Below are 7491 nucleotides of genomic sequence, written 5' to 3' on the forward strand. Positions count from 1 at the left end.
GCGTGAGAGCTATGCCTTGTGGCCCAGCATCTCCTCGACGCGGGCCCGTACGGCCTCGTCGTCCAGGCCGCGGATCGTCACCGTCGTACGGCGGCGCAGCACGTCGTCGACCGTCTCGGCCCACTCGTTGTCACGGGCGTAGGCGACCTGCGCCCAGATCTCCGGACCGTCCGGGTGGATGCGCTCGGCCAGTGCCGGGTCCTCGTTCGCGAGGCGCGCGATGTCGAAGGCCAGCGAGCCGTAGTGCGAGGCGAGGTGGCGGGCGGTGAGCGGGTCCATCCGGGTGCCCGGCTCACGGTCCACCAGCAGCCGGTGCGCGACCGCGTTCGGGTTGGCGACACCGGGCAGCGCGATCCGGCGCACGAGGGACTTCACCGGCTCCATGTCCTCGGTCAGCGGGCTGCCCGGGAGCTTGGCCAGCTTGTCCATGACCACGCGGCCGATGTGGCGGTACGTCGTCCACTTGCCGCCGGCCACCGACAGCATGCCGCCGGCACCCTCGGAGACGACCGTCTCGCGCTTGGCCTTCTCGACACCGCCGGGGCCGCCGGGCAGCACCCGCAGGCCCGCGAAGGCGTACGTCATCAGCGAGCGGTCCAGGTCCGCGTCCTTCACCGAGAAGGCCGCCTCGTCCAGGATCTGCGCGATGTCGGACTCGGTGGCGCGCACGTCCGCCGGGTCGCCCTCGTACACCTCGTCGGTGGTGCCGAGCAGCAGCTGGTCCTCCCACGGGAGGGCGAAGGTGATGCGGTACTTGTCGATCGGGGTGGCCATGGCGGCCTTCCACGGCGACTTGCGCTTCATGACGATGTGCGCGCCCTTGGAAAGGCGGATCGACGGCATGGAGTGCTTGTCTTCCATGCGCCGCAGGTGGTCCACCCACGGGCCGGTGGCGTTGAGCACGACGCGCGCGTCGACCCCGAACTCGGTGCCGTCGAGACGGTCCCTGAGCTCGGCACCGGTGACCCGGCCGCGCGTCTTGCGCAGTCCGGTGACCTCGGCGTGGTTGAGGACGACCGCGCCCGACTCGACGGCGGCGCGGACCGTCATGACCGCGACGCGGGAGTCGTTCATCTGGTGGTCGTAGTAGACCGCGACGGCCTTGAGGTTGTCCGTCTTCAGGCCCGGATTGTCAGCGGCGGCACGGGCCGGCGATATGACCTTGCCCATGCCGTCGCCGAAGGCCGAGAGGGCGGAGTAGGCGAAGACGCCCGCGCCCAGCTTGGCCGCACCGACCGGTCCGCCCTTGTAGACCGGCAGGTAGAAGGTGAGCGGGTTGACCAGGTGCGGGGCCACGTCCTTGGCCAGCACCCGCCGCTCGTGGTGGTTCTCCGCGACCAGCTTGACCGCGCCGGTCTGCAGGTAGCGCAGACCGCCGTGGACCAGCTTGGAGGAGGCCGAGGAGGTGGCGCCGGCGAAGTCGCCGGCGTCCACCATGGCAACCCGCAGACCCGACTGCGCGGCGTGCCAGGCCACCGAGGTGCCCAGGATTCCACCGCCGATGACCAGCAGGTCGTACGTGGCCTTCGCCAGCTGCTCACGGGTCTCGGCGCGGCTCGCGTTCGAACCGGCGGTCGGGTGCGTACCCAGGGTGGGAACGCTCTGCAGGCTGCTCATATCTCTTTAGCTCCTCGTCGATTCGTCAGCCGAGTGCGGTCAGCTGGCGTCTTCGTCGTCGACCCAGCCCATGGACCGCTCCACGGCCTTGAGCCAGCTCTTGTACTCGCGGTCCCGCTGCTCGGCGGGCATCCGCGGGGTCCACTCCGCCGCGCGGCGCCAGTTGGCGCGCAGGGCGTCGGTGTCGGGCCAGAAGCCGACGGCCAGGCCGGCGGCGTAGGCGGCGCCGAGGCAGGTGGTCTCGGCGACCATCGGGCGCACCACCGGGGCGTCCAGGAAGTCCGAGAGCGTCTGCATCAGCAGGTTGTTGGAGGTCATGCCGCCGTCGACCTTGAGGGCGGCGAGCTCGACGCCCGAGTCCTTGGTCATGGCGTCGGTGATCTCGCGGGTCTGCCAGGCGGTGGCCTCCAGGACGGCACGGGCGATGTGCGCCTTGGTGACGTACCGGGTGAGGCCGGCGATCACACCGCGGGCGTCGGAGCGCCAGTACGGGGCGAACAGACCGGAGAAGGCCGGCACGAAGTAGGCGCCGCCGTTGTCCTCGACCGAGGAGGCCAGGGTCTCGATCTCGGCCGCGGACTTGATCAGGCCCATCTGGTCGCGCATCCACTGGACGAGCGAGCCGGTGACGGCGATGGAGCCCTCCAGCGCGTAGACCGGCTTCTGGTCGCCGATCTGGTAGCCGACCGTGGTCAGCAGGCCGCTGTAGGAGTTGATGATCTTGTCGCCGGTGTTCATCAGCATGAACGTGCCGGTGCCGTACGTGGACTTCGCCTCGCCCTCGGCGAAACAGGTCTGGCCGAAGAGGGCGGCCTGCTGGTCACCGAGCGCCGAGGCGACCGGGACACCGGCGAGGACGCCGTCCTTGACGTGACCGTAGACCTCGGCGGAGGACTTGATCTCGGGGAGGACGTTGAGCGGGACGCCCATCGACTCCGCGATCTTCTCGTCCCAGGCCAGCGTGTGCAGGTTCATCAGCATGGTGCGCGAGGCGTTGGTGACGTCGGTGACGTGGTGACCGCCCTGGGCGCCGCCCGTGAGGTTCCAGATGACCCACGAGTCCATGGTGCCGAAGAGGATGTCGCCGGCCTCGGCGCGCTCGCGCAGGCCCTCGACGTTGTCGAGCAGCCAGCGGACCTTCGGGCCGGCGAAGTAGCTCGCCAGCGGCAGGCCGGTCTCGCGGCGGAAACGGTCCTGCCCGACGTTGCGGCCGAGCTCCTTGCAGAGGGCGTCGGTGCGGGTGTCCTGCCAGACCAGTGCGTTGTGCACGGGCTCGCCGGTGTTCTTGTCCCACAGGACGGTGGTCTCGCGCTGGTTGGTGATGCCGACGGCCTTGACGTCCGCCGAGGTGATCTCGGCCTTGGCGATGGCGCCGGCGACGACCTCCTGGACGTTGGTCCAGATCTCGGAGGCGTCGTGCTCGACCCAGCCCGGCTTCGGGAAGATCTGCTCGTGCTCCTTCTGGTCGACGGCGACGATGCGGCCGTCACGGTCGAAGACGATGCAGCGGGAGGAGGTGGTGCCCTGGTCGATCGCGGCGATGAAGGGGCCGGTGCTGCTGGTCATGTGGCTGCTCCTGGCAGGTCTGGTGAGTAGGCGGAATCAGGAGGGCGGTGCGGATCTTACGAACGCGGCCGTGCTGATCAGGCGAACGCGATGTTGTAGAGACCACCGGCGAGGACGGCACCGACGAGCGGGCCGACCACCGGGATCCAGGAGTATCCCCAGTCGGAGCCGCCCTTGTTGGGCAGCGGGAGCAGGGCGTGCACGATGCGCGGACCGAGGTCGCGCACCGGGTTGATGGCGTAGCCGGTCGGGCCACCCAGCGAGAGACCGATGCCCACGACCACGAACGAGGTGATCAGGACGCCGATGACACCGAGGCCCTTGCCGTCGTCCTGGAGGCCCTGGGTCAGGATCGCCAGGATCAGTACGGCGGTGCCGATGATCTCGGTCGTGAGGTTCTGGACGACATTACGGATCTCGGGGCCCGTGGAGAAGACGCCCAGCACGGGACCGGCCTGATCGTGCGGGTGCGGGTCCTCGGGACCGAGCTTGGCGTCGCGGATGTGCTCCGGGTCCGCCAGGTGCACGCGGAACTGACCGTAGTAGGTGATCCACATCAGGACCGCGCCGAGCATCGCGCCGAGCAGCTGGCCGGCGAAGTAGACCGGGGTGTCGCCCCACTCGCCGGTCTTCACGGCGAGGCCGACGGTGACCGCCGGGTTGAGGTGGGCACCCGAGAGGGGCGCGGAGACGTAGGCGGCGATCAGTACGGCGAATCCCCAGCCGAACGTGATGGCGAGCCAGCCCGCATTGCGGGCCTTGGAGCTCTTGAGCGTCACTGCGGCGCAGACGCCACCGCCGAGCAGTGTGAGCAGGGCGGTACCGATGGTCTCGCCGATGAAGATGTCGGAGCTGGACACCCGCGACTCCTTACGTACGTCCAGGGGTGGGCGGACACCGGGTCCCTCCGGTGGTTCCGCGCACTCGGTGAGTGCTGCACCGGTCCTTGGCCTTGTCGCATCCTAGCGCGTATTGCCGTTAGGTGTTCGACAATGCCGACCGGTGAACGGCAGTTTTCCGCCCAAGTGAAGAATGCGTCAAGAGCCCGCCAGGCCAAGGTGTCGGATCGTTACCACTAGGTACGATCGCCCAAATCCAGCCATCCTGCGGTCGGGATATGGCGAAAAGTGGGCAGAAAGCAGCCAGATGGCCGCTCGGAGGTGCTAAAGCAAGGTCAGAACCGGCCCGCACCGAGGTCGCGTGAAACCGATCGCGCACAGTCCCGCACGGACGCCACGAGGGCCGCATGGGGCTCCCCGGACGCCCCGCAGACCCGCTCCACGGCACCCGCCACCGCCACCGCGCCGACCGGCATCCGGCGCCGGTCGTGGATGGGCGCCGCCACGGAGGCGATGCCCTCCCAGGTCTCCTCGATGTCGGCGGCCCAGCCGCGTGCGCGGGTCAGGTCCAGAATCTCCTCGAAACCCGCGGAGTCCGTGACCGTACGGGGGGTGAACGCCTCGCGCTCCACCTCCAGCGCCTGGGTGTGCGCGACCGGGTCGTACGCGGACAGCACCTTGCCCAGCGCGGTCGAGTGCAGCGGCTGCATGGCCCCGACCTCCAGCACCTGACGGCTGTCGTCGGGCCGGAAGACGTGGTGCATGATCAGCACCCCGCTCTTGTGCAGCACGCCCACGTACGTGCTCTCGCCGCTCGCCCGGGCCAGGTCGTCCGTCCACACCAGGGCGCGGGCGCGCAGCTCGTGCACGTCGAGATAGCTGTTGCCCAGGCGCAGCAGCTCCGCGCCCAGCTGATAGCGGCCGGAGGCGGGGTCCTGCTCCACGAAGCCCTCGGCCTGCAGCGTGCGCAGGATGCCGTGGGCGGTCCCCTTGGCCAGACCCAGCGAGGAGGCCACGTCGGAGAGCCCCAGCCGGCGCTCGCCGCCCGCCAGGAGCCTCAGCATCGCAGCGGCTCGTTCGAGCGACTGGATGTTCCGTGCCATCGCGCAGCCTCCTGCTGACCTTGCTGTCATTACTGACCATCTTGATGCGGTTCGACAATGCTGAACAGTATCGGCCGATGCCGACCTTGCGCAGCGAGGGGGAACTGTTCGACGTACCGTCGCCGGGACACCCTTGGCAACCCCTGCCACAGAATGCAGTCCGCCACGTGGGACACCCGCACCGGGGCAGGTGCCTCGCGGTTACGCTGGCGGCGTGCACCCTTGACACAGAGGGGGTGCAAAGCCGACAGCCGTCGCATTCCAGGGAGCACAACCATGGCTTCGTTGCCCAACCTGCCCGCTGACACCCAGACCCGGGCCGATGCCCTCCGAGAGGCGCTCGCGACCCGCGTGGTCGTCGCCGACGGAGCCATGGGAACGATGCTCCAAGCGCAGGACCCCACCATGGAGGACTTCCAGCAGCTCGAAGGCTGCAACGAGGTCCTGAACATCACCCGCCCGGACATCGTGCGGTCGGTGCACGAGGCGTACTTCTCGGTGGGTGTGGACTGCGTCGAGACGAACACCTTCGGTACGAACTACGCCGCGCTGGCCGAGTACGACATCGCGGAGCGGAACTTCGAGCTGTCGGAGGCGGGTGCGCGGATCGCCCGTGAGGTCGCCGACGAGTTCACCGCGAGCACCGGAGCGCAGCGCTGGGTACTGGGCTCCATGGGCCCCGGCACCAAGCTGCCGACGCTCGGGCACATCACCTACGGGCAGATCCGTGACGCCTACCAGATCAACGCCGAGGGTCTGATCACCGGCGGCGCCGACGCGCTGCTGGTGGAGACCACCCAGGACCTCCTGCAGACGAAGTCGTCGATCATCGGTGCCCGCCGGGCCATGGAAGCCCTCGGCGTCACCGTGCCGCTGATCTGCTCCGTCACCGTCGAGACCACCGGCACCATGCTCCTCGGCTCGGAGATCGGCGCGGCCCTGACCGCGCTGGAGCCGCTGGGCATCGACATGATCGGCCTGAACTGCGCCACCGGCCCCGCGGAGATGAGCGAGCACCTGCGGTACCTCGCGCGCAATGCCCGTATCCCGCTGTCCTGCATGCCGAACGCCGGTCTGCCCGTCCTCACCAAGCAGGGCGCCCACTATCCGCTGAGCGCCGCCGAGCTGGCGGACGCCCAGGAGACCTTCGTCCGCGAGTACGGGCTCTCCCTGGTCGGCGGCTGCTGCGGCACGACGCCGGAGCATCTGCGGCAGGTGGTGGAGCGGGTCCGCGGCACGGCCGTCACCGAGCGCACCCCTCAGCCCGAGCCCGGCGCCGCCTCCCTCTACCAGACGGTTCCCTTCCGCCAGGACACCTCGTACATGGCGATCGGTGAGCGGACGAACGCGAACGGGTCGAAGAAGTTCCGTGAGGCGATGCTGGAGGCCCGCTGGGACGACTGTGTGGAGATGGCCCGCGACCAGATCCGTGAGGGCGCGCACATGCTCGACCTGTGCGTGGACTACGTGGGCCGCGACGGTGTCGCCGACATGGAGGAGCTCGCCGGCCGTTTCGCGACCGCCTCCACGCTGCCGATCGTGCTGGACTCGACCGAGGTTCCGGTGATCCGGGCGGGTCTGGAGAAGCTGGGCGGGCGTGCGGTCATCAACTCCGTCAACTATGAGGACGGTGACGGTCCGGAGTCCCGGTTCGCGCTGGTCACCCGGTTGGCGCAGGAGCACGGTGCGGCTTTGATCGCGCTGACCATCGACGAGGAGGGGCAGGCCCGCACCGTCGAGCACAAGGTCGCCATTGCCGAACGCCTCATCGGCGATTTGACGGGGAACTGGGGGATCCGGGAGTCGGACATCCTCATCGACACCCTCACGTTCACGATCTGCACCGGCCAGGAGGAGTCGCGTAAGGACGGTATCGCGACGATCGAGGCGATCCGCGAGCTCAAGCGCCGCCACCCGGACGTCCAGACCACCCTCGGCCTCTCCAACATCTCCTTCGGTTTGAACCCGGCCGCCCGTGTCCTGCTGAACTCGGTGTTCCTCGACGAGTGCGTCAAGGCCGGCCTGGACTCCGCGATCGTCCACGCCTCGAAGATCCTCCCCATCGCCCGGTTCGACGAGGAGCAGGTCACCACCGCCCTCGACCTGATCTACGACCGGCGTGAGGGTGACTACGACCCGCTGCAGAAGCTGATGGCCCTCTTCGAGGGCGTCAACACCAAGTCCCTGAAGGCCGGCCGCGCGGAGGAGCTCCTCGCCCTGCCGCTGGACGAGCGACTGCAGCGGCGGATCATCGACGGGGAGAAGAACGGTCTGGAGGCGGACCTCGACGAGGCCCTGCAGACCCGCCCCGCCCTCGATATCGTCAACGACACCCTCCTGGAGGGCATGAAGGTCGTCGGTGAGCT

General features: G+C 69.0%; 5 protein-coding genes. 1 reads left to right on the top strand and 4 read right to left on the bottom strand.

Going from position 1 to position 7491, the window contains the following annotated elements:
* Positions 1 to 9 precede the first annotated feature (9 nt).
* From ACIPYQ_RS35565 to ACIPYQ_RS35580, 4 genes are all read right to left on the bottom strand, one after another.
* Positions 10 to 1617 (bottom strand): glycerol-3-phosphate dehydrogenase/oxidase, encoded by a 1608-nt coding sequence (locus ACIPYQ_RS35565; protein WP_361770832.1) that lies wholly within the window; start codon positions 1615 to 1617, stop codon positions 10 to 12.
* Between the two features lie 39 nt (positions 1618 to 1656).
* Entirely contained in the window at positions 1657 to 3183 is a 1527-nt protein-coding gene (glpK, locus tag ACIPYQ_RS35570) for a glycerol kinase GlpK (RefSeq protein ID WP_361770834.1), read from the bottom strand.
* A 77-nt stretch (positions 3184 to 3260) separates the two neighbouring features.
* Positions 3261 to 4043: an MIP/aquaporin family protein gene (locus tag ACIPYQ_RS35575; RefSeq protein ID WP_361770836.1), complete on the bottom strand. Its 783-nt coding sequence runs from the start codon at positions 4041 to 4043 to the stop codon at positions 3261 to 3263.
* A gap of 314 nt (positions 4044 to 4357) precedes the next feature.
* Entirely contained in the window at positions 4358 to 5125 is a 768-nt protein-coding gene (locus tag ACIPYQ_RS35580; RefSeq protein ID WP_361770838.1) for an IclR family transcriptional regulator, read from the bottom strand.
* Between the two features lie 276 nt (positions 5126 to 5401).
* Here ACIPYQ_RS35580 and ACIPYQ_RS35585 point away from each other — a divergent pair.
* Positions 5402 to 7491 (top strand): homocysteine S-methyltransferase family protein (locus tag ACIPYQ_RS35585; protein WP_401258287.1); only part of this gene is annotated, 2090 nt, incomplete at its 3' end.

The sequence above is a fragment of the Streptomyces sp. NPDC090045 genome, from assembly GCF_044747975.1.
GTDB lineage: Bacteria > Actinomycetota > Actinomycetes > Streptomycetales > Streptomycetaceae > Streptomyces.